Genomic DNA, 24,065 nt, shown 5'->3' with positions numbered 1-24,065 from the left:
ATGGCGCTGAACCCGCTCGGGCTGGCACCGCTCGCCGTCGTCGTCGCCGTCCTCGCGCTCGTCGGCCTCGGGATGGTCCACGAGGGGGTCGACGACCGACTGACGCGTATCGCACGCCGGCTGTTCGGCCGGTACGTCCGGTCGTCGCCGGAACGCGAGCGCCAACTGGAGGCCGCCTACGTCGGCCGCACCTACCGCGGCTACGCCGCGCGGACGCTCCTGTTCACGGGACTGGCCGCCGTCGGCGGCGCGATCGCGGGGGCCTACACCGTCGGCGGGTTCCTCTTGCTGGTCCCGACGCTGGTCGAGCTATCGATGGGCCTGCCGCGGACGATAACCGGCGCGGTTGGACTCGTCGGATTCGAGTTGGTCCTGAGCCCGACGCAGACGCTCGCTATTCTCGTCGCCGGCGGGGTGTTCTTCGGCGTCTTCATCGCGGGACTGACCTACGCGATGCGCTGGGAGATGCCCAAGAGCACCGCGGAGGTGCGCCAGCGAAACATCGACGAGGGGATGGCTCGCACCATCGCGTTCATGTACGCGCTCTCCCGGGGCGGGATGTCGTTCCCGGCCGTGATGGGCGTCCTCGCTCGCAACGACGAGATCTACGGCGACACGGCCCGGGAGATCAGCGTCGCGGTCCGCGAGATGGACCTGTTCGGCCGGGACGTGATCACGGCGCTCGAACGCGTCTCCCGGCGGACGCCGAGCGAGCAGTTCAAGACGTTCTCGGATAACCTCGGGAGCGTCCTCCAGAGCGGCCAGTCGCTCTCGACGTTCCTCCGCGACCAGTACGAGCGCCACCACGAGGAGGCCGAACAGCGACAGGCCGACCTGCTGGAGTCGCTGGCCACCATCGCCGAGGGATACGTCACCATCTTCGTCGCCGGGGTCCTGTTCCTCATCACGATACTGCTCGTGTTCGGCCTGACGACGGCCGATACGCTCGCGCTCCTCCAGTTGCTCGCCTACCTCGCCATCCCGCTCGGAAATCTGGGGTTCATGGTGTACCTGAGTCAGAAACTCGACTCGCTCGGCATCGGCGACTCGGGGACGAGCGACAGTTTCGACGACCACGAGACGGCGACGTTCGGCCGGCCGACGGCGGCGCGGTCTCGCTCCGGGCTCACCGACGGCGGGATCGTTCCCGGCGAGCGGGCCAACGTCGCCCGCCTCCGGTTCTACGACCGGCTGAGGTGGCTGAAGCGCGGGCTCCGGTCGCCGATACGGTCGCTGGTCTGGCACCCCACCCGTGTCCTCTACGTGGCCGTCTCGGTCGCTCTCCTGCTCTTCGCCGTCCGCGCACCGGCCGCGTTCCAGACCGAGACGGTAAACGTCAGGTTGCTGGACGACCTCGTCGTGCAGTCGGTCCTCCTCGTTCTGGGCTCGTTCGCGGTCGTCCGCACCGTCTACGCCCGCCGAATCAGGCGTATCGAGGCGGCGACGCCGGAACTGCTCGAACGCCTGGCGAGCCTCAACGAGGCGGGGATGACGTTCGTCGAGAGCCTCCGTCGCGTTCGCGGGAGCGACGTCGGCGTCCTCTCGACGGAACTCGACCGAATCTGGGCGGACATCAGCATGGGCGCGAACGCCGACGACGCCCTCGTCCGGTTCGGCCAGCGCATCCGGACGACCCCTATCTCGCGGGTCGTGGCGCTGGTGACCAACTCGGTTCGGGCCTCCAGCGAACTCGGTCCGGTGTTGCGAATCGCCGCCTCCCAGTCCCGCGCGGACCGCCGGCTCCGGCGTCGCCGCCGACAGGAGATGCTCACCTACCTCGTCGTCATCTACGTCTCCTTCCTGGTGTTTCTGGTCATCATCGTCGCGGTGCAGGAGGTGCTCGTGCCCAGTCTCCCCTCGTCCGTGCCGGTGCCGGACTCCTCGAACCGACTCGGCGTCGGCGTCGACCAGTTCGCGCGGCTCGGGCGGGTCGACAAGGCGGCGTACACGCTGGTCTTCTTCCACACCGCGCTCGTGCAGGCGGTGCTGACCGGGTTCATCGGCGGACAGTTGGGCGAGGGGACGCTCAAGGACGGCGCGAAACACGCGGCCGTCCTCTTGGGCGTCGCCTACGTCGCCTTTGTCCTGCTCTCCTCGCCCGTGGCGTCGATGACGGTGACGGAACCGACCGTCGAGGGCGGGCAGTTGACCGTCGATCAGGCGTCGCTATCATCGGGAGGGTTCGTCGTCGTCCGCGCCGACGACGCCGACGGCGAGGTGCTCGGCGTCTCGGGCTATCTCGAACCCGGCTCGCACGACGACGTGACCGTCCAGTTGGACGTGGTTCCGGCAGAGGGCCGGTCGGTCGTCCTCGTCGCGCATCGGGACACGAACGGCGACCAGCGGCTCGGCTACGACTTCCGGTCGCCGGGCGAACTCGACAGGCCGTACGCCGCGTCGGGCCGGCGAGACGTGGTAGCGGTCGAGGTGGAACTCGGCTGAGACGGTCAGTTGCCGTATGACGCTGGGTTTACGGTCGCCTGTCCGGTAGGGACGGCCGATGGAGTTCGCCGCCTTCGCCGACCGCGCCGCCGCCATCGAAGCCGAGAGCGCCGATACAGCCATAATCGAATCCGTCACGGCGCTACTGGCCGAGGCGGACGACGACCTCGATACGCTGGCTCGCTTCGCGCAGGGGCGGGTATTTCCCGCCCACGCCTCGACCACGCTCGATATCGGCCCGCGACTCTGTTACGAGGCCATCGCGCGGGCCGCCGGACGGAACGTGAGCGCCGACGACGTGGAGGAGCGGCTGGCCGAGCGGGGCGAGATCGGCGACGTGGCGGCGAGCTACGACTTCGGCGGCCAGCGGGGGTTGGCCGCCTTCGGCGGGGACGAGGGCGGGAGCGACGCCCTCACCGTCGCCGAGGTGGCCCGCGAGCTGTCGGACCTCGCAGCCGTCTCCGGCGACGGCAGTCAGGAGACGAAGGTCGACATGCTGTTCGGCCTGTTCAACCGCTGTGACGCCGAGGAAGCGCGCTACCTCGCCCGACTCGTCCTCTCGGAGATGCGCATCGGCGTCGGCGACGGCACCGTCCGGGACGCGATCGCCGACGCGTTCGACGTGTCGGTCGAAGCCGTCGAGCGCGCTCTGCAGGTCTCAAACGACTACGGCCACGTCGCGGAGGTGGCCCGCGACGAGGGGGAGGCGGGACTCGAGGCGATAGACCTCGAAGTCGGTCGGCCCGTGCAGGCGATGCTCGCACAGGCCGGCACCGTCACCGACGCGCTGGAAGACTGGGAGGAAGCGGCCGTCGAATGGAAGTACGACGGCGCTCGCGTACAGGTCCACTTCGACGGGGAGTCAGCGACCCTCTTCTCGCGGAACATGGAGGACGTGACCGACCCGCTCCCCGAGATCGTCGCCACCGTCGAGGAGTCGCTCGACGCGCCGGCCATCCTCGACGGCGAGGTGGTCGCGGTCGACGACGCGGGCGACCCGCTCCCCTTTCAGGAGGTGCTACGGCGCTTCCGCCGGAAACACGACGTGGCGGCGGCCCGCGAGGACGTGACGGTTCGCCTCCACCTCTTCGACTGCCTGCACGCCGACGGCGAGGACTTACTCGACGCGTCGCTCCGAGAGCGCCACGCGGCGCTCGACTCGCTCGTTTCTGAGGAAGCCGTCTCGGACCTCCGGCTCTCCGACGACGCCGACGAGATCGCCGAGATCGAGGCCGCGGCCCTCGACGCGGGCCACGAGGGCATCATGCTGAAAGACCCCGACGCGGCCTACACGCCGGGCAAGCGCGGGAAGAACTGGCGCAAGCGGAAGCCCGACGTGGAGACGCTCGACTGCGTGGTGACCGGCGGCGAGTGGGGCGAGGGCCGGCGAGCGAACGTCTTCGGGACGTTCGAACTCTCCGTGCGGACCGACGACGGCTTCGCGACGGTCGGCAACGTCGCCACCGGCCTCACCGACGAGGAACTCGACGACTTGACCGAGCGCCTCGAACCCCGCGTCACCGCGAGCGAGGGCCGAGACGTGTCCTTCTCGCCCGAACTCGTCTTCGAGGTGGGCTACGAGGAGATCCAGTCCTCGACGAACTACGAGTCGGGCTACGCGCTCCGGTTCCCGAGATTCCTCGCGGTTCGGGAAGACAAGCCCCCCGACGCCGCCGACTCGCTCGACCGCGTGACGCGGCTGGCCGAGAGCGAGTGAGCCGCTCGCGCGTCGCACGCCGGAACGATTCGCGACCAGTAGGCGTATACCGCCACCGTCTGTATCACCGATATGACCATCAGACACGACGGTATCACGGCCGAGTGGCTCGGCTACGCGACGCTCCGACTGGAGGGCGAGGACACCGTGGTCTACCTCGACCCGGGGCGGTACGGCGTCCTGACCGGCGAGTGGGAACCCGATACGCCCGGCGTCGGCCACCCCGAGACGCGCGACTACGCCCCGAAGGACGGCGACGTGGTCTGTGTCACGCACGTCCACCACTACGAGCCCGACGGCATCCGCCGCGTCGCGAAGGACGACGCGACAATTGTCGCCTTCGAGGGCATCAACGTCCGCGACTCCGGCCGCGACCTAGAGCGCCTCTCGGACCTCGATTACGACGTTCGGGAGGTCTCGATGGAAGACGAACTCGTCGTCGACGACGTGCCCATCTGGACTGTCCCCGCGTACAACGACCCCGACGGGCCGAACGTCGACGAGAGCGGCGACCCGATCCATCCGAAGGGGATCGGCTGTGGCTTCCTCGTCTCGATAGACGGCGTCCGAGTGTTCTGGCCGGGCGACTCGGACGTGCTTCCGGGCCATTCGGAACTCGACGTCTCGCTGTTCGTCCCCTCTATCTCCCAGAGCTACACGATGGACCGCTACGACGCGGCCGAACTGGCCGAGGCGATGGACCCCGACCTCGTCCTCCCGATGCACTACAACACGTTCGACTCGCTGGAGGCCGACGACGAGGCGTTCGCCGCCGACGTCGCCGGCCGCCGCGTCCCGGTCGTCTTAGACCGCGACTGAGGACCTCGTCGTCCGATAACCCGCTCGCGTCCGAGCGCGACGGCCCTCAGATGACGCCCATCTCGGTCAGCCGCTCGGGCAGGTACGTGTCGGTGACGAAGTCGAGACCCCGCGAGGCCAGCGCCTGCTGTTCGGCCTTCTTCCCGATGTCGAGCTGGAGCTCTATCTGCTCGCGCCAGAACTCCGTCTGGAAGCGCGGGTCCTCCAGTTCGGATTCCAGCGCGTTGATGTCCGAGTCGCCGAGCGGGTCGGTCGGCAGGTCGTACTCCACGATGTCGGCCGGGCGGATGCCGACGAACTCGGCCTCCGGCGTCGCCAGGTACTCCGAGAGGTGCGCGGACTTGATGGAGCCGTAGGCCACGGAGCCGTAGATGCGGTACGACCACGGGTCGCCGTCGGTGAAGACCACGACTGGCAGGTCGAGTTCGTCGTGGAGTCGCTTGGTAATCCGGCGGGTCGCCCGCGCGGGCTGGCCCTTCAGGTGGACGACGATGACGTTGTACTCCTCGTCGAAGCCGTTCTCGACGAGCCGGTCGCGCATCCCGCCGGTCTCCACGCAGAGGACGAAGTCGGCGTCGTGGTCGAGGAACTCGATGGTGTCGGGGTTGTTCGGAATCTGGTAGCCGCCCTCGCCGACGTCCTCCTGACAGTGGATCTCGCGCTCGCCGCGGCGGGTCTGCTCGCGGATCTGCAGCGGTCCCATCAGCGTCGCCCCCGATTCCTCGGGCCGCATGTGGAAGTCCTCGCGGGTGACCTCCGAGACGATCTCCAAGTCCTCGACGAGGTCGTTAGACTCGTCCTGACTGTTGAACTGCGCCTCCTCTAAGTCCCACGACTCCGAGAGGTAGTACAGTTCACGCAGGGTCGACGAGCGGTCCTCCTCTAACTGCTGGGCGAGGAAGTCGATGGTGTAGGTCGCTTTCAGCAACTTCTCCGCGCCCGAGACGGACTTCGCCGACCGGGTGGAGGTGCGGTCGCCGTACACCCACACGTCCTTGTCCTCGTCGTACTCGATGTTGGACTTCGTCCGGGTCGGCAGCGTCATCCGCGGCACGTCGCCCTCTGCGAACTGGTCGTAGAACTCCGCCGCGAGGTCGATGAGTTTCTCGCGGGCCTCTTCCTCGTTCTGTGGGATGTCTGATTCTGTGCTCATATCAGGCGTCCACCGTCAGTTTCTCGTCCTCGACGCCGTCGACCGAGACGGTGAACTCGGCGTCGTCTGCCACGCTGTACTCCAACACTGCGGTCTCGCCCGGCTCGACCGTCGCGGACCACTTCACGAACCACTCGCCGTCCATCTCCACGACGTTCGCGCCGTTCGTGACCTCGGGGCGAGCCGTGACGATGTCGGTCAGGTCCACGTCCGCGTTCACGTCGTCGTTGTTCTCCACGATGAGGCGGACCGTCCCGTTCTCGATCTCCCGCTCGACGAGGACGTTGTTCATGATGCGGGCGATCGAGTCGTCGATGTTCAGCTCCTCGTTGTCCGTGACCTGCGTCAACTTCTCGGCCATCTCCGGGAGGATGGTCGCCAGTTTGTCCTGCTTCTCGCGGCGCTGGCGCATCGAGCGGCGCTTGTTCAGGTAGCTCTTGAGCTCGCGGGCGGCCTCCCGGATGGCGAGTTCGATCTCGTCTTCCATCTCGGGGACGTTGGCGATGGCGTCCTTCGACTCGCTGGTGAAGGGAACGTTCGTCGAGGCGACGTGGACCATGATGACCGCCGGGCCGTTCGGGACGCCCGACCCGCCGGGCTGATCTAAGTTGTAGTTTCGCCAGTTGATGGTCTTGATGACGTCCGTCGTCGCACACGCGCCGCGCTGGTAGACCAGCGGGACGCGGTTGGCGAAGCGCATCACTTCGACGCTGCCCTCGGCCTTGAGTTCGCCGCCGTAGGCGATGCCGGCCTCGACGATGAACGGGTCGCCGCCGTGGACCGCCGCGTCGCGGGTCGAGGCGGCGTAGAAGTCGGCGTCGAACTCCTTTCGGAGTCCGGACTCGACCAGTTCGGCGGTGATGGGGGCCAGACAGTCCGTCGGCGGGGACATGATGTCCGTCTCCCGCATCGCGGTCAGGAGTTCGCTCGCCGTGTCGCGGTCGTCGGCCACCGCCGAGACGTTCGGCGGGTCGTCGGGGACCCGCACGGCCGCGTCCCACAGTTGGTCGACGACGTTCTCGCGGGCCGTCTCGCCGAAGGTGGCGTCGTCCTGCTCCTCGGTCATGTCGGCCGCGCGGTCGACGTACTCGCGGAACTCGTCGCGGGTGAGACGGTGTCGCCCTTCGGAGTCGAATTTATCCGCCAGTCGACTCGCCAGCCCTTCGACGACGGCGTCGTCCTTCCGCGTGGTCGTCGCCGCGTCGACCAGCCCGTAGAGGTCGCTCGCCCGCTCGTCGGTGACGACAGACCACGCGGCGGCGACGGCGTTCTCCCGTACCGTCTCGCCGAAGGTGGTATCGTGGTCGGCCTCGACCGCTTCGGCGGCCTCGGCGACGATCGCTTCGATCTCGTGGTGGGCCACTCTATCGCGGTCGTGGACGGCCTCCGAGATCGAGTCGGCGAACTCGCTGGTGGCCGCCGCGCCCTTGTTGGCGACGGCCTCCTCGACGGCCGACGCGACGTCGACCTCCTCCTGTACCTTCGGCGGTTGCCACGCCATCCCGCGGCCGTAGTGGCGGTCGTTGAAGTTCTCGACGACGCTCCGCGCGGTCTTCCCGCCGACGCGGGTGAACTCCTCCTGGAGGAAGCCGGAGACGGAGTACGAATCGGTCGCCTCGAGCATCTTCAGGAGCGTCCCGAGTTCGACGCCGTGGGGGTGCGGGCGGATCTCCTCGGTCTCGTCGGGGAGGCCCGCGCCCTCGACGCGTTCGAACTTCAGCGGCTCGTCCAGCCCGGGCTCGTCGAACTCGATGCGGGCGTGGGGGTTGACGACGGCGGTGTCCTGAATGTAGTCGTGGAGGCTGCCCCGAGCGCGCATGTTGGCCTCCATCTCCAGTTCGATGCGGGTGCCGTGCGGGCGCTCCCACGAGGTGGTCTCGTCGACGCTTATCTCGGGCTCGTTCGAGTCCGTGTCGACGATGAGTTCGAAGTACTGCGCGTCGGCCTGGCCCTTCGGCCGGGAGGTGATCTTCGCGGGCTTGCCGGAGGTGAGCTGCGAGTAGAGGACGGCGGCGGAGATACCGATACCCTGCTGACCGCGGTTCTGCTCGCGGGCGTGGAACCGAGAGCCGTAGAGGAGCTTCCCGAAGATCTTCGGGAGCTGCTCCTTCGTGATGCCGGGGCCGTTGTCCTCGACGACGAGGCGGTAGTAGTCGCCGGCCTCCTGGATCTCGACGTAGATGTCCGGTTTGATGCCGGCCTCCTCGCAGGCGTCGAGCGCGTTGTCGACCGCCTCCTTGACGGCGGTGACGAGCGCCCGGGCCCCCGAGTCGAAGCCGAGCATGTGTTTGTTCTTCTCGAAGAACTCGGCGATGGAGATGGCCCGCTGAGATTCGGCCAACTCCTCGGCGATGCCGTCTCCCTCGCCGAGTTGAGACTGATACGAGGTCATGTCGTGCCATAGGTACCGCCGTGGAGGTTAAAAGGTAATCGCCACCAGGGTGAAAGTGAAACGCGGTCGCGGGGAGGTCGGGCGGTCGGTAGGACCCGCTTATCGTCACCGTGGGACGCCGCGCACACGCGCGTGCGGGAACTTTATAATCCCGCATCGATTAAAGGAAATCAGTTCCTATGTCAGGAGAGTCTGATGAGTACGGCGCAAAGTCGATCCAGACCCTCGAAGGGTTAGAGGCCGTCCGCAAACGGCCGGCGATGTACGTCGGGTCGACCGATGCCCGCGGTCTCCACCATCTCGTCTACGAGGTCGTCGACAACGCTATCGACGAGGCCCTCGCGGGCTACTGTGACACTATCGACGTAACTATCCACGAAGACGGCTCCGTCTCCGTCACCGACGACGGTCGGGGCATCCCCGTGGACGAACACGAAGAGCACGGCCGCCCGGCCGTCGAAGTCGTGATGACCATCCTCCACGCCGGAGGGAAGTTCGACAACAAGTCCTACCAGGTCTCCGGCGGCCTCCACGGCGTCGGCGTCAGCGTCGTCAACGCCCTCTCGAAGTGGCTCGAAGTCGAGGTCAAGCGGGACGGCGCGCTCTGGAAGCAGCGCTTCGACCACGGCGAACCCGAGTACGAACTAGAGCGGGTTCGGGACCTCGAACCCGGTGAAGAGACCGGGACGACGGTCCGATTCTGGCCGGACGACGACATCTTCGAGACCGGCGAGTTCACCTTCTCGACGCTCGAGTCCCGGCTTCGGGAACTCGCCTTCCTCAACTCCGGCGTCGCCATCACTATCGAAGACGAGCGGGACGGCACCGAGGAGCGCTTCGAGTACGGCGGCGGTATCCGCGAGTTCGTCGAGTACCTGAACGAGACCAAAGAACCCCTCCACCCCGACATCGTCTACTTCGAGGCCGAGGAGGAGATCGCCGACGGGCCGGTCAAAGTCGAGATCGCCCTGCAGGGGACCGACGACCTGCAGGGGTCTATCCACGCCTTCGCAAACAACATCAACACGCGTGAGGGCGGGACGCACCTCACCGGGTTCAAGACGTCGCTGACGCGCGTCATCAACGACTACGCGACCGACAACGACCTGTTGAACGACTTAGACGACACGCTGAAGGGCGACGACATCCGCGAGGGCCTGACGGCGGTCATCTCGGTCAAACACCCCGACCCGCAGTTCGAAGGCCAGACGAAAACAAAGCTCGGCAACAGCGAGGTACGGGGCATCGTCGAGTCGACGATGCACGACGGCCTCTCGACGTACTTCGAGGAGAACCCCGACACCGCCGAGGTCATCGTCGGGAAGGCGGTCGAGGCCGCGAAGGCCCGCAAGGCCGCCCAGAAAGCCGAGGAGCTCACGCGCCGGAAGTCCGCGCTCGACTCGACGGCCCTGCCCGGGAAACTGGCCGACTGCCAGACCCGGGACCCCGAAGAGGCCGAACTGTTCGTCGTGGAGGGCGACTCCGCGGGCGGGAGCGCGAAACAGGGGCGCAACCCCGAGTTCCAGGCCATCCTCCCCATCAAGGGGAAGATTCTGAACGTCGAGAAGCACCGCCTCGACCGCATCTTAGAGAACAACGAGATACGGAACCTCATCACCGCGCTGGGAACCGGCATCGGCGACGAGTTCGACATCGAAGACGTCCGCTACGAGAAGATTATCATGATGACGGACGCCGACGTCGACGGCGCGCACATCCGGACACTGCTGTTGACGCTCCTCTACCGGCACATGAAGCCGCTCATCGAGGCCGGCTACGTCTACGCCTCGCAACCGCCACTGTACCGCGTCCGTTACCGCGGTAACACCTACGACGCCATGACCGAGGAGGAACGCGACCGCATCGTCGAGGAAAAGTGCAACGGCAACCCGACCCAGGTCCAGCGGTTCAAGGGACTGGGCGAGATGAACCCCGAGCAGCTCTGGGAGACGACGATGGACCCCGACAACCGCATCCTCAAGCAGATCACCATCGAGGACGCGGCGGCCGCCGACAAGATGTTCAACATCCTGATGGGCGACGCCGTCGAACCGCGCAAGGAGTTCATCAAGGAACACTCGCCTGAGGCGGAGTGGGTGGACATATGAGCTCCGACGTACCCGACTCCAACGCGCCGGCGGACCGCATCAAGCACGTCCGCATCGAGGACGAGATGGAGCAGTCCTACATCGACTACGCGATGTCGGTCATCGCGGGCCGCGCGCTGCCGGACGTGCGCGACGGGCTGAAACCGGTCCATCGTCGCATCCTCTACGCGATGCACGAGATGGGCGTCTCCTCGAACACCGCCCACCGGAAGTCATCGTCCATCGTCGGCGAGACGATGGGTGATTACCACCCGCACGGCGACTCGGCCATCTACGACACGCTCGTCCGAATGGCACAGGACTTCTCGATGCGTTATCCGCTGGTCGACGGCCAGGGGAACTTCGGCTCGATGGACGGCGACCCGGCCGCCGCGATGCGATACACGGAGGCGCGGATGGCCCCCCTCGCCGAGGAACTGCTCGAAGACATCGAGAAGGACACCGTCGACTTCTCGGGTAACTACGACGACCGCCTGCAGGAACCGGACGTGCTGCCGGCGAAGGTACCGAACCTCCTGCTCAACGGCTCGTCGGGCATCGCGGTCGGGATGTCGACGAACATCCCGCCGCACAACCTCGGCGAGCTCGTCGACGCGACGGTCCACCTCATCGAGAATCCGGAGGCCACCGTCGAGGAGCTGATGGAACACGTCAAGGCGCCGGACTTCCCGACCGGCGGCAACATCGTCGGCCGCGACGCCATCTACTCGGCGTACGCGACCGGCCGCGGCCGCCTGCGAGTGCGCGCCGAGTACGAGGTCGACCGGGAGGCCGGGCGGATCGTCATCAGCGAACTCCCGTATCAGGAGAACAAGGCCCGCCTCGTCGAGCGCATCGCCGACGACGTCAACGAGGGGAAGATCGAGGGCATCTCGGACCTGCGCGACGAATCCGACCGCAACGGCGTCCGCGTCGTGATCGAACTCAAGCGCGGCGCGAACGTCGACGTGGTCGAGAACCGACTGCTCGACCACCACCTCGAATCCACCTTCGGCGTCATCAACCTCGCGTTGGTCGACGGCCAGCCGCAGGTCCTCTCGCTGAAGGAGAGCCTCCAGCACTACGTCGAGCACCGCCGCGAGGTCGTCCGCCGACGCTCCGAACACGACTTGGCGGAGGCCGAAGAGCGCGCCCACATCCTCGAAGGGCGGCTGAAGGCCTTGGAGAACGTCGAGGACGTGGTCGAACTCATCCGCAACAGCGAGGACCGCGACGCCGCCAGGGACGGCCTCCAGGAGGACTTCGACTTCTCGGCGGAACAGGCGGCCCACATCGTCCGGATGCAGCTCGGCTCGCTGACCTCGATGGAAGCGGCGGAGATACAGGAGGAGTACGAGGACGTCCAGGACACCATCGACTACCTCGAAGCCGTCCTCGCGAGCCGCGAGAAACTCGACGGCGTCATCACGGACGAACTCCGGGAGATCAAGGACGAATACGACGACGAGCGCCGGACCAACGTCATCGAGGACGCGGGCCAAGTCACGCACGAGGACCTCATCCCTGAGGAGGACTGCGTCGTCGTCATCACCGAGGACGACTACATCAAGCGGATGCCCGTCGAGCAGTTCGACCCGCAGAACCGCGGCGGCAAGGGCATCATCGGGGCCGACCCCAAGGAGGGCGACCGCGTCTCGAAGGTGTTCAGGGCCAACAGCCACGACTACCTGCTCTGTTTCACCAATCGGGGGCAGGTCTATCGGCTGAAGACCTACGAGGTGCCCGAGATGTCTCGCACGGCGCGCGGGAAGTCCGCCATCAACCTCATCGACTTGGACGACGGCGAGGAGCTCACCGCCGTCGTCTCCACCGACGACTTCGAGGAGGACGAGTGTATCACGATGGTCACCCGAGACGGTTACGTCAAGCGGACGTGCGCGACTGACTTCGAGAACATCCTCTCGACCGGCATCCGCGCCGCGAAGCTCGAAGACGGTGACGAACTGATCGACGTCGAGGTCACGGACGGCACGATGGACCTCGTCATCGCCTCCGAAGAGGGGATGACCATCCGCTTCGACGAGGACGAGGTCAGCGAGATGGGGCGGTCGGCCCGCGGCGTCAACGGGATCAAACTGACCGGCGACGACAAGGTGGCGGCGATGGTCGCCACCGACGACGACGACGACCGGGCGCTGCTGACGGTGACCGAGAACGGCTACGGGAAGCGAACGCTCCTCTCGGAGTACCGCCCGCAGTCCCGCTACGGGCAGGGCCTCATCGACATCAAGACCGACGAGCGCAACGGGCGCGTCTCGACGGCGAAGGCCGTCACGGACGACGACCACCTCATCATCATCTCCGAACGGGGCCAGATAATGCGTATCCGGGCCGGTGACGTCTCGCAGGTCGGTCGCAACACGAAGGGCGTCACCATCATGAGGTTAGATGAGGGCGATAAGGTCGCGAGCGTAACGGTCGTCCCGTCGGCGGTCGCGGTAGAGGAGTAGCGAACTCGAATCGCTGTGTGATTCGAGCTTTTTGGTGCAGATTTTTCGAAGAGTGGTCGCCGACAGCGACCCGATGAAGAAAAAGGTGCGTTGTGAGCGTAACGGTCGTCCCGTCGGCGGTCGCGGTAGAGGAGTAGCGGACTCGAATCGCTGTGCGATTCGAGCTTTTTGGTGCAGACCCGTCCAGTTAGCGACGCGCCGCTGTCAATGAAAGGTGAGGGACTAACAGGGCGGGGGTGGTACAGCGGGTATGGACGTTCGGGAGCATCTGTCTCAACACGAGCGGGCCGAACAGCTGCCCCTCGCGACGAAATCCGCGACGGTGACGCTCGCGGAGGCGATGGACGACAACCGCACGGAAGCGGTGGAAGAGGCCATCCGCGGGCAGCTGGAACCCCTCGACGGGGCGAACTGGCTCGACGAGATCCACGACGGCGCGGAGTACCAGTGGGACGAGCTATCCGAGCGGTTGGACGCGGTCGACGTCTCGGAGCACCGCCGCGACGACATCTCGACGCTCGTCGACCGGCTCGAACGGGCCTATCCGTCGCTGTTGCAGGTGCGGGTCCGGGCGGAAGAGGAGATCGACTTCGCGCCGGGACAGTACGTGACGCTCCAGTTTCACGACACGCCGCGGGCGTACTCGCTGGCGGATTCGCCCAACGAGGACGAACTGGCCTTCGGCATCCGGCGGGTCCCCGGCGGTCGGTTGACGAGCGACCTGTTCCAGGACCTCGAGGTCGGCGACCAGGTGGTCGTCCGCGGTCCGAACGGGGAGATGACGCTGGACGAGCCCTCGAGTCGGGACATGGTGTTTCTCGCCACGGGGACCGGTGCCGCCCCGTTCAAGAGCATGATCGACTACACGTTCGAGGAGGGGAGAGATACCGTCGACGGGGAACAGCGGGACATCTGGCTGTTCCTGGGCTGCGGCTGGGAAGACGACATCCCGCACGGGGAGCACTTCCGCGACCTCGCCGACGAGCGGGAGAACTTCCACTTCGTCCCGACGCTGACCCGCGAGTCGCTGCTGACCGACTGGGACGGCGAGACCGACTACGTCCAGCAGGTGTTCATCAAGTACCTGGTGGACGAACTCGACGAGGCGGACCTGCCCGACGCGTTCGCGGACGTCGCGACCGAACAGCCGGAGACGGACATCGACGCGAGAATCCACCCCGAGAACGCCGAACTGTACGCCTGCGGCGTCACGGCGATGGTGACGACGCTCGTCAGCGCGGCGAAGGCGGTCGGCGTCCCCGAGGACTCGATGCAGTACGAGGGGTTCGGGTGACCGCTCAGAGGATCCGCTTGCCGAACGCGCTCGCGGCCAGTTCGCAGGCGAGTTCCGCGGTCTGATTGTGGTCGTCGAGGATTGGGTTGACCTCGACCAGTTCCATCGAGCGGAGTTTGTCGTGTCGCTCCGCGACGTACTCCATGGCGACGTGGGCCTCGCGGTAGGAGACGCCGCCCCGGACCGGCGTCCCGACGCCGGGGGCCTCGGTCGGGTCGAGCCAGTCCATATCGAGCGAGACGTGGATGGCGTCGGTGCCGTCCGCCGCGATACCGAGGGCCTCTTCGACGACCTCCGGGACGCTCCGAGCGTCGACGTCGGACATGGAGTACGCCGTCACGTCGCTCTCGCGGATGAGCCGCCGCTCGCCCTCGTCCAGATTGCGGAGTCCGACCAGTACGACGTTCTCCTCGCTGACCGCGGGCGTGTGGGCCCAGGATTCGTCGGCGAACGACTCCTTGCCGAGGATGGCCGCGAGCGACATCCCGTGGATGTTCCCGCTCGGCGTCGTCTGTGGGGTGTTGAAATCGCCGTGGGCGTCGAACCAGACGACGCCGAGCGACTCGTCGGGTTCGGCCGCACCCGCGACGGTACCGATGGCGATGGAGTGGTCGCCGCCCAGAACCAGCGGGAACTCGCCGTCGTCGATCGTGCCGCTCACGGCCGTTCGAACGTCTTCGCAGACTTCTCTCGTCTCTCGGTGGAACTTCGCCCGCCCGCCGCGTGGGTGGTCCGCGTCGGGGTCTCGGGCTTCCGGCCTCGGCACCGCGAGGTCGCCGCCGTCGGTGCAGTCGACGCCGAGTCCGTCTAGCTGTTCGGCCAGCCCCCCGTAGCGAATCGCCGAGGGTCCCATATCGACGCCGCGCCGGTCGGCCCCGAGGTCCATGGGAACGCCGAGGACGCGAACGGTTCTGTCCATACACCGTGCTACGCCAGCGACCGAATAAAAGTAGGGACATCAGTTAAGTGGTATCGCCCGTATTGTCGCTCATCGATGGGGTCAGACGACGTCGCCTCGCATCTCCTCTATCTCGATGCCAATGCGGTCCGCACCGAACAGGGGGCGCGCGAGCTAGAACGGCGGTCCGACGCGACGGTATACACGGCCGACTCCGCCGAGGCCGCGCTCGAACGTCTCGCTTGGCCCGATATCGACTGTCTGGTGATCGGTCACGACCCCGACCGATTCGACGGGATCGACGCGGCCGAACGAATCGGTGCCGCCCACCCCTGTCTCCCGGTCGTCCTCTTCTCCCGCGCCGGCGACGAGGCCGCCGCCCGAGCGGTCGGGACCGATATCGACGAGTTCGTCGTCCACGACGGGCCGGACGCCTTCGAGACGCTCGCAGCGACGGCGGTCGAAGTCGCCGTGGAGTCTCGCATCGACACCGACCACGAGACCGACGAGATCGACCCGACGGCCGCACCGAACGTCGACGAAGCGACCGTCGATAGGATGCTCGAACAGGGACTCGACAGCGCGGAACTCACCGAGTTGCTCCACAAGAGTCGTCTCTTCGACTCTATCTTCGGGTCGATTCCGGTTCACCTCTACGTCAAGGACGACCAGGCCCGCCACCAGTACGTGAGTTCGGGCTACTTCGAGGAGTCGGTCGACGACTTCCTCGGCAACACCGACCCCGAGATCGGCATCGTCGCCAACCGGCACGCCCGGCGGGCCTACGTCGAAGACAAGTACGTCATCGAGGAGGGAGAGCCGGTCCTCGATAAGGTCGAGTACCTGCCGATGCTCGACCAGTGGAACCTCACGTCGAAGGTCCCGTGGCACGGTCCGGACGGCGAAGTGGTCGGACTCATCGGCGTCACCCGCGACATCTCCGAACGAAAGGAGCGACAGGAGCAGGTGAGACGCCAGAACGAGCGCCTCAACCGCTTCGCCGACATGCTGAGCCACGACATTCGGAATCCGCTACAGGTCGCACAGTCGCGCCTCGACCTCGCTCGCGACACCGGCGAGGAGACGCACCTCGACGCCGCCGAGTCGGCACTCGAACGGATCGCTGAGCTCATCGAGGACGTCCTCGCGCTCGCACGCCAGGGACAGGAGGTCGTCGCCCCCTCGCCGGTCGACGCCGACGACGTGGTGGACGTGACGTGGGCGGCGGTCGACGCTCCGGACGCGACCGTCGAACGCGTCACGCCGCTCGGAACGATCATGGGCGACGAGAGCCGGCTCCGACAGCTGACGGCGAACCTCTTCCGGAACGCGATCGAACACGGCGGCCCGACGGTCACCGTCCGTATCGGTCGCCTCGACCGGCACGAGGGATTTTTCGTCGAAGACGACGGCCCGGGGTTCCCGGACATCGACGACGAAGCGCTGTTCGAAGCCGGCTACACGACGACCCACCACGGGACCGGGTTCGGGCTCTCTATCGTCAGGGAGATCGCCGAGGCGCACGACTGGACCGTCGCGGCGACGGCCGGGAGCGACGGCGGTGCGAGAGTGGAGTTCCGCGGCGTCGAGCGACCGACCGAGGGCGAGTAACTGCTCGTTCCTTCCCGCTTTCCGTCTCAGTCGTACTGTTCGCAGACGCGTTCGACGCCTTCCTCGAACGAGATCGTCGGCTCCCAGCCCGTCGCCTCGTGTATCTTTGAGTAGTCCGCGCAGGTGTCGTGGACGTACACGTCCTCCGGGATGGGGTTGTCCTCGTACACCGGGTCCACGTCGGCCCCGAGCGTCTCGTTGAGTACGTCGACGAGATGGTTGAAACTGTACTGCTCGCCGGTGCCGAGGTTGTAGATGCCGTTCAGTTCGTGGTCTGCCGCGAGTTCGAGCCCGCGGACGATGTCGTCGACGTGCGTGAAGTCGCGGGTCTGCGTGCCGTCGCCCCAGATCACGGGGTTCTCGCCGTTGGCGATGTCGTCGGCGAACTGGGCGATGAGATTCGCGTACTCGCCCTTGTGCTCCTCGGCCCCGTCCTCCATCCCCTGATACACGGAGAAGAAGCGCATTCCGGCCAGCGATACGTCGTAGTGGTTGTGGAAGTACTCGGCGTATCGCTCCCGAGCGAGCTTCGACGCCTCGTAACCCGTGTTCACGTGGACGTCCATGTCCTCCGGCGAGGGCTCGGTGCGGTCGCCGTAGATCGAGGACGTCGAGGCGTAGACGACGGTGTCACAGCCGTCGTCGCGGGCCTGCTCGACGACGTTGACGAACCCCTCGACGTTGACGCGAGCCCCGGTCGTCGGGTCGTCTTCGTGCATCGCGTACGAGGAGAGCGCGGCGAGGTGGAAGACGACGTCTACGTCCGTCGGCAGGTCGTCGTCGAGGACGCTCCCCTCGACGTACTCGACGGCGTCGTCTACGTTGTCGATCGTCCCGAGATAGCCGTCGTCCAGCGCGACGACGTCGTTTTCGGCTGCGAGAGCGTTCGCCAGATTCGAGCCGATAAAACCGCCGCCGCCCGTCACCAAAATCCGCTTGTCCTGCATATCTGTAGGAGGTCTGTCGGTTCGTAAGTCCGTATCGCTTTCGGCTCTCGCGGGTATCCGGCAAAATCCGCGGCGGACGGCCACCACCGTCGCCTTTAAGGACGGCTATACCGAACCATCGACTATGTCATCGATCGAACTGACTCCCAGTCAGAAAAATATTCTGCAGGAGTTGGTAAATCTATACCGCGAGAGCGAGACGGCAGTAAAGGGCGAGGACATCGCGGAGAAGGTCGACAGGAACCCGGGCACGATCCGAAACCAGATGCAGAGCCTGAAAGCGCTCCAACTGGTCGAGGGCGTCCCCGGTCCCAAGGGCGGCTACAAGCCGACCGCGACGGCCTACGACGCGCTGCAGATTCAGGACATGGACCAGGCCGCCGAGGTCCCGCTGCGTCACAACGGGGACCTCGTCGAACACTCGAACGTCGAGGAGATCGATCTGACGAGCGTCCACCACCCCGAGGAGTGCCGCGCCGAGATCCAACTGCAGGGCTCTATCTCCGCGTTCCACGAGGGCGACTCCGTCACCGTCGGCCCGACGCCCCTCTCGAAGCTCCAGATCATCGGGACCCTGGAGGGCAAAGACGACACCAACAACAAACTCATCCTCACCATCGACGACATGCGGGCCCCCGCCGGCGAACCCGAGCACTAGTCGGTCTCTTTTCTCCCCGTTCGGCGTGCGTGCGGCTCTCATTCCTGTCTCACGTTACCACGGTTTAGCCGGTCGCTGATGGCGATTCCGTAGCCTTTGTATCACCGCACCTCCGAGACGGGAGTATGACTGACAAGGTCGTCGTGCTCGGTGCCGGCTACGCCGGTGCAGGCGCTGTCAAGAGCCTCGAAGACGAACTGAACGGCGAAGCCGACGTGACGTGGATCTCCGATACGGACTACCACCTCGTGCTCCACGAATCCCACCGCTGCATTCGGGACCCGACGATCCAGGACAAGATCGCCATCCCGGTCCACGAGATCAAAGAGCCGACGACCAAGTTCGTCCAGGCCACCGTCGCCGACATCGACACCGACGACCGCGAGGTCGTCTTAGACGACGACTCGACGGTCGATTACGATTACCTGCTCGTCGGTATCGGCTCCCAGACCGCCTTCTTCGGCATCGACGGCCTCGAAGAACACGCCCACACGCTCAAGAGCCTCGACGACGCGCTGGGTATCCACGACGCCGTCCAGCAGGCCGCGCGCGAGGCCTCCCAGAGCGACCCCGCGCAGATCGTCGTCGGCGGTGCCGGCCTCTCCGGCATCCAGGCCTCCGGCGAGATCGCCAAGTTCCGCGACGAGCACCGCGCGCCCATCGACATTCACCTCGTCGAGGGGCTGGACGACGTCTTCCCGGGCAATGACCCCGAACTGCAGGGCGCGCTCCGCAAGCGGCTGGAGGCCCGCGACGTCAACATCATGTGCGGCGACTTCATCGGCGAAGTCGACGAGGAGACCGTCTACATCGGCGACGAGGCGGAACTCGACTACGACGTGCTCATCTGGACCGGCGGCATCACCGGTCGCGACTGCGTCCGCGACGTCGACCTCGAAAAGGACGAGCGCAACCACCGCATCCACTCCGAGGGCGACTTCCAGACCGAGGACGAGCGCGTCTTCGCCATCGGCGACTGCGCGCTCATCGAGCAGCCCGGCGAACAGCCCGCGCCGCCGACGGCACAGGCCGCTTGGCAGGCCGCGGAAGTCGCCGGAGAGAACCTGGCTCGTTCGGTCCGCAGCCAGCCGCTGAAGACCTGGACCCACAAGGACAAGGGAACCGTCATCTCCGTCGGCGACGAGGCCGTCGCCCACGACGTGAAGGGCGTCCCCATCGACACGTTCGGCGGCCTCCCCGCGGAGATCCTCAAGAAGGGGATCGCCGCCAACTGGATCAACGACGTCGCCGGCCTCGGCCGCGCCGCGAAGGCGTGGCCGGACATGTAGAAGTACCTTTTTCCGAAACCGGGTTTCCTCGGTCGCCTGCGGCGACCTGCGGGAACCCGGTCCGCAAAAATCTACGCTAAAAAGGCCGAACTCGCGGCGTCGCCGCGAGTTCGGTGTCTGCCGGAGCACAGCGACGGCAGGCTCGTCAGAACTCCGTTCTGACGGCGAAACCGCGCCTCGCGTCGCTCGGCGCGGTATGCGTCTCCGCACAGCATCTACCGACGGCCACACGCCTCCCCAACCGACTGCGTTGCTCGCGTCGCTGCGCTACTCGTCCCTCGCGCGTACCGGGGAACCGCTCGCGGGGTCGCCGCGAGCGCCCTCGCGGGTGCGCGCCACCGCTCTATTCCTTCCGAGAGCGGGAGAACTATACAGGAACCAGCCCGAGTGACGGGTATGAACCTGTTCGGGACTGCCGGGATCCGCGGGGACGTCGTCGAGCGAGTGACTCCCGAACTCGCGCTTCGAGTGGGGCGGGCGGCGGGCCGCGACGCCGGGGAGTTCGTGCTCGGTCACGACGGGCGGGTAAGCTCGCCGGCGCTGGCCGCGGCGCTGACCGCCGGACTGGAGAGCGCCGGAGCCGACGTCGTCTCTGTCGGTCGGGTCCCGACGCCCGCGCTGGCCTACGCCTCGCGGGGTCGCCGGGGCGTCATGGTGACGGCGAGTCACAACCCGCCGGCGGACAACGGCATCAAACTGTTCGAGGACGGGCAGGAGTACGACGGCGACGCCGAGAGTCGGATCGAGGACCGAGTGACCGACGGCGACGGACCGACGGCGTGGGGCGAGTGGGGCCAGCCGAGACGGACCGACGTGCTCCCGACGTACCGCGAGTCGGTCGCCGAGTACGCGCGGGAATACGGCGCTGAGCCCGACGATTTGACGGTTGCCGTCGACTGCGGTAACGGGATGGCCGGCGTCGCCACGCCACAGGTCCTCAGAGCGCTGGGTGCCGACGTCCGCGCGACCGAGGCCAACGTCGACGGCTACTTCCCGGCCAGGGGAAGCAAGCCGACGGCCGAGACCCTCTCGAAGTTCCGGTCGTTCGTCGCCGCGACGGCGGTCGACTTCGGCATCGGTCACGACGGTGACGCCGACCGGATCGTCATCGTGGACGGCGACGGGGAGGTGGTCCACGAGGACACGATCCTGGCGATACTCGCCGAACACTACGTTCGGGCGTCGGCCGCCGCCGACCCCGTGGTCGTCACGACGCCGAACGCCTCGGGCCGCATCGACGAACGGGTCGAGGCGGCGGGCGGGCGTGTCGAACGCGTCCGTCTGGGCGCGCTCCACGAGGGCGTCGCCCGCGAGCGAGCGGCCGGCGACGCGGACACCGAGATCGTCTTCGCCGCCGAACCGTGGAAACACCTCCACACGGCCTTCGGCGACTGGATCGACGGCGTCGTCAGCGCTGCGGTCCTCGCGCGACTGTTCGCCGCCGAGTCGCTGGCAGATCGTCGAGAAACGGTCACGGAGCGCCCCTACCGCAAGGTCAGCGTCGACTGCCCCGACGAGCGGAAGGCCGAGGCGATGGTCCGCATCGAGGAGGCGCTGCCCGAGGCGTTCCCCGAGGCGAGCGTCTCGACGGCGTACGGCGTCCGCCTCTCCTTTCCGGACGACTCGTGGACGCTCGTCCGCCCGAGCGGCACCGAGCCGTACGTGCGGGTCTACGCCGAGAGCGACGACGTGGACGAGCTCGTCGCCGAGGTCCGGTCCGTCGTCGAGGCGGCCGTCGAGTTCGCCGAAGGGGAATGACGAAACCGCGGTGACTTCGGAGTCGCCGGTGGCTATTTGCCCCGGCCGGTCGACCCGCCGGTATGGACGACCTGATGGAAGCCGCCCGCGACGCGATGGAGTCCTCCTACGCACCCTACTCGGAGTACCGCGTCGGCGCGGCCATCGAGACGGCCGACGGCTCGGTGTACACCGGCTGCAACATCGAGAACGCCAACTACAGCAACAGCCTCCACGCCGAGGAGGTCGCCATCGGCAGCGCCGTCGCGGACGGCCACCGCGAGTTCGAGCGCCTCGCCGTCACGTCGGCCGAGCGCGACGGCGTCACGCCCTGCGGGATGTGCCGACAGACCCTCTCCGAGTTCTGTGACGCGTCCTTTCGCATCTACACCGACGGCGACGAGGCCGAGGAGTACACGCTCGGCGAACTGCTCCCGACGACTATCTCCCGGTCGCATCTGGATAGATGACCGGCGACAGCGAGGACCCGAACGACGGGGAGCAGTACCACCTCGAAGTCGGCCCCGAGGACGTGGCCGACAGCGTGCTCCTGCCGGGCGATCCCGAGCGCGTCGAGAAAGTCGTCGAGGGGTGGGACGACCACGAGATCGTCGGCGAGCACCGCGAGTACCGCACTGCCACGGGTACTCACGAGGGGACGCCTATTTCGGTCACGTCGACGGGAATCGGCTCGCCCTCCGCCGCCATCGCCGTCGAGGAACTGGCCCGCGTCGGCGCGGACACCCTCCTCCGCGTCGGGTCCTGTGGAGCCATCCAGCCCGAGGCCGACGTCGGCGACCTGATCATCACGACCGGCGCGGTCAGACAAGAGGGGACCAGCAAGGAGTACGTCCGCGAGGACTACCCCGCGAGCGCGGACCACCGCGTCGTCTCGGCGCTCGTCGCCGCCGCCGAGGAACTGGGCTACGACTACCACCTCGGTGTCACCTGCTCGACGGACAGTTTCTACCCCGGTCAGTCCCGACCCGGCTTCGACGGCTTCGAGGCCCGCGACAGCGAGGCGAAAATCGGCGAACTCCGCGAGGCCGGCGTCTACAACTTCGAGATGGAGGCCGCGAGCGTCCTCACGCTCGCCGGCATCTACGGCCTGCGAGCGGGCGCGGTCTGTACCGTCTACGCTAACCGCGAGACCGGCGAGTTCCGCACCGAGGGCGAGCGCAAGGCCGCCAAGTGCGCCAGCCTCGCGGTGACGTACTTGGAACGGATGGACGAAGCAGTCGAAGAAGCCGACGCCGACGGCTGGCACGCCGGCCTCTCGATCGAGCGGTAGCGGGCGGTGGCTGCGGGCCGGGAGCGCTCCGTCGCGCGAAGACGCCGTCAGAACGGAGTTCTGACGAGCCTGCCGTCGCTGTGCTCCGGCAGACACCGAACTCGCGGCGACGCCGCGAGTTCGGCCTTTTTAGCGTAGATTTTTGTGGCGAGTGGTGCCCACAGCGGCGCGAAGCGCCGCGAGGACATCCGAGTCACAAAAAGGTACTATAGAAGCTCGTCGAAGTCGTAGCCCTGGATGTCGACGCCGTCGCTCGTGACGTCCGCGAGGAAGATGCCGTTGCCGGAGCCGGTGTCGCGCTCGGCGGCGGCCTTGATCGAGGCGGCGGCGACTTCGCGGGCCTCCTCGTTGCTCATGCCGTCCTCGTAGCGGTCTTCGAGCGTCCCGTAGGCGACGGTGAGCCCCGAGCCGGTGACGGTGTAGTCGTCTTTCATGACGCCGCCGGCCGGGTCGATGCTGTAGACGTGGTGGCCCTCCTCGTCGACGCCGCCCAGGATCGGGTTGATGGCGAAGAAGGGGCCGCCGCGGGCGAAGTTGCCCGCGAGCGTCGAGAGCGCCTGCATGCTCATCTCCTCGCCGCGGCGGGCCTCGTAGAGGTTGACCTCAGCGCGGAGCGAGCGGATGAAGGACTGGGCACCGCCGACGCTGCCGACCAGGGTGAGCGCGGCCGTCGGGTGGATCTGCTCGACCTTCTGGACGTTCTTGTTCGAGACGAACCGGCCGCCCAGCGACGCGCGCATGTCCGTGGCGATGACGACGCCCTCGCTCGTCGTGATGCCGATGGTCGTCGTCCCGGTCTTGTTGACCTTCTCGTCGTCGCGGCCGCTCTGTTCGGGCAGCGACCCCACCTCCGGCTCGTAGGGGTCGGTCTGGAACTCGTCGGCCGTCTGGGGGCGTGAGAAGTCGGGAGTCGTGTCTCTCATTACCGTTCCGTATCACTCGGGCGCTGATAAAACCTCTTTTTGTGGTGAGGCTGACCGCCTCCGGCCGCTTTCGTCTACGCTCGTGCCTCTTCGTAGGCGTCGTTGAGCCCGGTCACGGCCCGGTCGATCGGGAGTCGCAGGCCGAGGCGTTCGGTAACCATCGCCAGGGGTAGTAACACGATGCCGGCGAGCAGCGTGAGTTGATACAGCACGAGCAGCGTTGCGGGGTACAGTCGGGATTCCATCGTCCCTCGATAGCTGGCAGGGCGAGACCGACATATATATTTTCTGCCTGTATCGTAAACGTACAATTACGTTCGTGACAGATAGTGGCGT

Annotated in this window: 18 protein-coding genes; 12 read left to right on the top strand and 6 right to left on the bottom strand. The window is 66.8% G+C overall.

Annotated features, from left to right (window positions below; all coding sequences use genetic code 11):
• The 3 genes from GO488_RS02945 to GO488_RS02935 all read left to right on the top strand — a co-directional run bounded on the left by GO488_RS02945 (position 1) and on the right by GO488_RS02935 (position 4,978).
• Positions 1-2,442 carry a type II secretion system F family protein gene (locus GO488_RS02945; RefSeq protein WP_162316307.1) on the top strand — a complete coding sequence of 814 codons (2,442 nt, stop codon included), beginning with the start codon at positions 1-3 and terminating at the stop codon, positions 2,440-2,442.
• A 58-nt stretch (positions 2,443-2,500) separates the two neighbouring features.
• On the top strand, positions 2,501-4,159 hold the full coding sequence (ligA, locus tag GO488_RS02940; RefSeq protein ID WP_162316306.1) for an ATP-dependent DNA ligase LigA: 1,659 nt from the start codon (positions 2,501-2,503) through the stop codon (positions 4,157-4,159).
• Between the two features lie 72 nt (positions 4,160-4,231).
• Entirely contained in the window at positions 4,232-4,978 is a 747-nt protein-coding gene (locus GO488_RS02935) for an MBL fold metallo-hydrolase (protein ID WP_162316305.1), read from the top strand.
• 46 nt (positions 4,979-5,024) lie between these two features.
• On the opposite strand, the gene GO488_RS02930 is transcribed toward GO488_RS02935, so the two are convergent.
• Together GO488_RS02930 and GO488_RS02925 are read right to left on the bottom strand one after the other, a co-directional pair.
• The gene (locus GO488_RS02930; RefSeq protein WP_162316304.1) at positions 5,025-6,131 is read right to left on the bottom strand and encodes a DNA topoisomerase IV subunit A; all 1,107 of its coding nucleotides are present in this window, start codon (positions 6,129-6,131) and stop codon (positions 5,025-5,027) included.
• Position 6,132: 1 nt separating this feature from the next.
• The gene (locus GO488_RS02925; protein WP_162316303.1) at positions 6,133-8,523 is read right to left on the bottom strand and encodes a DNA topoisomerase VI subunit B; all 2,391 of its coding nucleotides are present in this window, start codon (positions 8,521-8,523) and stop codon (positions 6,133-6,135) included.
• A 179-nt stretch (positions 8,524-8,702) separates the two neighbouring features.
• Here GO488_RS02925 and gyrB point away from each other — a divergent pair, with 179 nt between their 5' ends.
• The 3 genes from gyrB (at position 8,703) to GO488_RS02910 (ending at position 14,375) form a co-directional block, all read left to right on the top strand.
• On the top strand, positions 8,703-10,631 hold the full coding sequence (gene gyrB / locus GO488_RS02920; protein ID WP_162316302.1) for a DNA topoisomerase (ATP-hydrolyzing) subunit B: 1,929 nt from the start codon (positions 8,703-8,705) through the stop codon (positions 10,629-10,631).
• Positions 10,628-13,081, top strand: coding sequence for a DNA gyrase subunit A (gene gyrA / locus GO488_RS02915; RefSeq protein ID WP_162316301.1), 2,454 nt, complete (start codon positions 10,628-10,630; stop codon positions 13,079-13,081). The genes gyrB and gyrA overlap by 4 nt, the downstream gene beginning before the upstream one ends.
• A 250-nt stretch (positions 13,082-13,331) precedes the next feature.
• Positions 13,332-14,375 (top strand): FAD-binding oxidoreductase, encoded by a 1,044-nt coding sequence (locus tag GO488_RS02910; protein WP_162316300.1) that lies wholly within the window; start codon positions 13,332-13,334, stop codon positions 14,373-14,375.
• A 4-nt stretch (positions 14,376-14,379) separates the two neighbouring features.
• Here GO488_RS02910 and rocF read toward each other — a convergent pair whose 3' ends face one another.
• Positions 14,380-15,294: an arginase gene (gene rocF / locus GO488_RS02905; RefSeq protein ID WP_162316299.1), complete on the bottom strand. Its 915-nt coding sequence runs from the start codon at positions 15,292-15,294 to the stop codon at positions 14,380-14,382.
• 75 nt (positions 15,295-15,369) lie between these two features.
• Between rocF and GO488_RS02900 the strand changes: the two genes are divergently transcribed.
• A complete protein-coding gene (locus GO488_RS02900) occupies positions 15,370-16,884 on the top strand; it encodes a sensor histidine kinase (protein ID WP_162316298.1) in 1,515 nt (504 codons plus the stop codon).
• A gap of 26 nt (positions 16,885-16,910) precedes the next feature.
• Here GO488_RS02900 and GO488_RS02895 read toward each other — a convergent pair whose 3' ends face one another.
• Positions 16,911-17,831 (bottom strand): NAD-dependent epimerase/dehydratase family protein, encoded by a 921-nt coding sequence (locus GO488_RS02895; protein ID WP_162316297.1) that lies wholly within the window; start codon positions 17,829-17,831, stop codon positions 16,911-16,913.
• Positions 17,832-17,955: 124 nt separating this feature from the next.
• Between GO488_RS02895 and GO488_RS02890 the strand changes: the two genes are divergently transcribed.
• The 5 genes from GO488_RS02890 to GO488_RS02870 all read left to right on the top strand — a co-directional run bounded on the left by GO488_RS02890 (position 17,956) and on the right by GO488_RS02870 (position 22,806).
• Positions 17,956-18,489: an HTH domain-containing protein gene (locus GO488_RS02890; RefSeq protein WP_162316296.1), complete on the top strand. Its 534-nt coding sequence runs from the start codon at positions 17,956-17,958 to the stop codon at positions 18,487-18,489.
• Between the two features lie 125 nt (positions 18,490-18,614).
• Entirely contained in the window at positions 18,615-19,778 is a 1,164-nt protein-coding gene (locus tag GO488_RS02885; RefSeq protein WP_162316295.1) for an NAD(P)/FAD-dependent oxidoreductase, read from the top strand.
• A 396-nt stretch (positions 19,779-20,174) separates the two neighbouring features.
• Complete coding sequence (locus GO488_RS02880) at positions 20,175-21,536, top strand: phosphohexomutase domain-containing protein (protein ID WP_162316294.1); 1,362 nt, start codon at positions 20,175-20,177, stop codon at positions 21,534-21,536.
• Positions 21,537-21,598: 62 nt separating this feature from the next.
• Positions 21,599-21,985: a cytidine deaminase gene (gene cdd / locus GO488_RS02875; protein ID WP_162316293.1), complete on the top strand. Its 387-nt coding sequence runs from the start codon at positions 21,599-21,601 to the stop codon at positions 21,983-21,985.
• A complete protein-coding gene (locus GO488_RS02870; RefSeq protein ID WP_162316292.1) occupies positions 21,982-22,806 on the top strand; it encodes a nucleoside phosphorylase in 825 nt (274 codons plus the stop codon). Before cdd ends, GO488_RS02870 begins: the two co-directional genes overlap by 4 nt.
• Positions 22,807-23,012: 206 nt before the next feature.
• On the opposite strand, the gene psmB is transcribed toward GO488_RS02870, so the two are convergent.
• Both psmB and GO488_RS19565 read right to left on the bottom strand, forming a co-directional pair.
• The gene (gene psmB, locus GO488_RS02865) at positions 23,013-23,729 is read right to left on the bottom strand and encodes an archaeal proteasome endopeptidase complex subunit beta (RefSeq protein WP_162316291.1); all 717 of its coding nucleotides are present in this window, start codon (positions 23,727-23,729) and stop codon (positions 23,013-23,015) included.
• A 74-nt stretch (positions 23,730-23,803) separates the two neighbouring features.
• Positions 23,804-23,974, bottom strand: coding sequence for a hypothetical protein (locus GO488_RS19565; RefSeq protein ID WP_164509608.1), 171 nt, complete (start codon positions 23,972-23,974; stop codon positions 23,804-23,806).
• Positions 23,975-24,065 lie beyond the last annotated feature (91 nt).

It is taken from the genome of Haloarcula limicola (assembly GCF_010119205.1).
GTDB classification, from domain to species: Archaea; Halobacteriota; Halobacteria; order Halobacteriales; family Haloarculaceae; genus Haloarcula; species Haloarcula limicola.
This window is presented reverse-complemented; position numbering and strand designations above follow the sequence as displayed.

What these genes read in the sequence shown, in the direction of transcription:
- GO488_RS02945 (WP_162316307.1), top strand. Translation starts at nt 1, where the DNA reads ATGGCGCTGAACCCGCTCGGGCTGGCACCGCTCGCCGTCGTCGTCGCC.
- ligA (WP_162316306.1), top strand. Translation starts at nt 2,501, where the DNA reads ATGGAGTTCGCCGCCTTCGCCGACCGCGCCGCCGCCATCGAAGCCGAG.
- GO488_RS02935 (WP_162316305.1), top strand. Translation starts at nt 4,232, where the DNA reads ATGACCATCAGACACGACGGTATCACGGCCGAGTGGCTCGGCTACGCG.
- GO488_RS02930 (WP_162316304.1), bottom strand. Translation starts at nt 6,131, where the DNA reads ATGAGCACAGAATCAGACATCCCACAGAACGAGGAAGAGGCCCGCGAG.
- GO488_RS02925 (WP_162316303.1), bottom strand. Translation starts at nt 8,523, where the DNA reads ATGACCTCGTATCAGTCTCAACTCGGCGAGGGAGACGGCATCGCCGAG.
- gyrB (WP_162316302.1), top strand. Translation starts at nt 8,703, where the DNA reads ATGTCAGGAGAGTCTGATGAGTACGGCGCAAAGTCGATCCAGACCCTC.
- gyrA (WP_162316301.1), top strand. Translation starts at nt 10,628, where the DNA reads ATGAGCTCCGACGTACCCGACTCCAACGCGCCGGCGGACCGCATCAAG.
- GO488_RS02910 (WP_162316300.1), top strand. Translation starts at nt 13,332, where the DNA reads ATGGACGTTCGGGAGCATCTGTCTCAACACGAGCGGGCCGAACAGCTG.
- rocF (WP_162316299.1), bottom strand. Translation starts at nt 15,294, where the DNA reads ATGGACAGAACCGTTCGCGTCCTCGGCGTTCCCATGGACCTCGGGGCC.
- GO488_RS02900 (WP_162316298.1), top strand. Translation starts at nt 15,370, where the DNA reads ATGGGGTCAGACGACGTCGCCTCGCATCTCCTCTATCTCGATGCCAAT.
- GO488_RS02895 (WP_162316297.1), bottom strand. Translation starts at nt 17,831, where the DNA reads ATGCAGGACAAGCGGATTTTGGTGACGGGCGGCGGCGGTTTTATCGGC.
- GO488_RS02890 (WP_162316296.1), top strand. Translation starts at nt 17,956, where the DNA reads ATGTCATCGATCGAACTGACTCCCAGTCAGAAAAATATTCTGCAGGAG.
- GO488_RS02885 (WP_162316295.1), top strand. Translation starts at nt 18,615, where the DNA reads ATGACTGACAAGGTCGTCGTGCTCGGTGCCGGCTACGCCGGTGCAGGC.
- GO488_RS02880 (WP_162316294.1), top strand. Translation starts at nt 20,175, where the DNA reads ATGAACCTGTTCGGGACTGCCGGGATCCGCGGGGACGTCGTCGAGCGA.
- cdd (WP_162316293.1), top strand. Translation starts at nt 21,599, where the DNA reads ATGGACGACCTGATGGAAGCCGCCCGCGACGCGATGGAGTCCTCCTAC.
- GO488_RS02870 (WP_162316292.1), top strand. Translation starts at nt 21,982, where the DNA reads ATGACCGGCGACAGCGAGGACCCGAACGACGGGGAGCAGTACCACCTC.
- psmB (WP_162316291.1), bottom strand. Translation starts at nt 23,729, where the DNA reads ATGAGAGACACGACTCCCGACTTCTCACGCCCCCAGACGGCCGACGAG.
- GO488_RS19565 (WP_164509608.1), bottom strand. Translation starts at nt 23,974, where the DNA reads ATGGAATCCCGACTGTACCCCGCAACGCTGCTCGTGCTGTATCAACTC.